This is a genomic window from Bartonella sp. AA2SXKL (assembly GCF_042197205.1).
GTDB lineage: Bacteria > Pseudomonadota > Alphaproteobacteria > Rhizobiales > Rhizobiaceae > Bartonella.
In genome coordinates this window covers 1-678 of sequence record NZ_JBHIRN010000170.1, presented here as the reverse complement: position 1 = coordinate 678, position 678 = coordinate 1, and the positions used below count along the sequence as shown (strand labels likewise).

Here is a 678-nt window from a genome sequence, read left to right as displayed (position 1 = left end):
TTTTAAGAGTTAATTTCTTTTAAAAAATAACTTTTACAGTAGTTGTTTATTCGAGTATTCTGTCGCAAATACTGCATTCGTTTCTTCAGACTCATTGAATGCAAAATTTTCATCACATTCAGGAAACCAGACAATATCTAGAATTATAAAATAACAATCTTTTTTGTTTCCTTCGCTACAATCTTGTTACATTCTCCTTCATTGATACTTTCTTTAAAAGTTTCAAAATCAAGATATTGCGGTTCTTCGGTTAAAAAGTTACAGATCAAAAATTCATTGAGAATACCATGATCCAATATTTTCTGCTTAAACCATAAATTCACATCATCCTCATCTAACATTTTACCCACTTGCCACAACATAACAAAAAGCTTTTCAAAACAATAAATGAGAACTCAAGAAAGAATCATAGGCCACCTCTCGAACGTTCATGAGACAGTGATTTTGGTGAGATCTGCAAATCTGAAGTTTAAAAGAGAAAGCGCAAATGATTTTCCAATATCATCAGATTTTTCAAGAATAAAAGAGGTTCTTTCATAGAACACGGTAAAATCGTATTACCCCATTGTATTTCTCCATTAATACGTTGAGTTTATAAAAAATAAATATTATCAACTAGTTACTGTTTTAACAGCTTACAATTTATCCAAATATCCTCCTGTAAAAAATTGTCTGATT

Annotated in this window: 1 protein-coding gene; it reads right to left on the bottom strand. The window is 29.8% G+C overall.

Annotated elements, in window-relative coordinates:
* Window positions 1-143: 143 nt before the first annotated feature.
* Entirely contained in the window at window positions 144-362 is a 219-nt protein-coding gene (locus tag ACFINS_RS10485; RefSeq protein ID WP_236093269.1) for a hypothetical protein, read from the bottom strand.
* Window positions 363-678: the final 316 nt, after the last annotated feature.

Coding starts and splice junctions, on each gene's coding strand:
- ACFINS_RS10485 (WP_236093269.1), bottom strand. CDS start 362: ATGTTGTGGCAAGTGGGTAAAATGTTAGATGAGGATGATGTGAATTTA.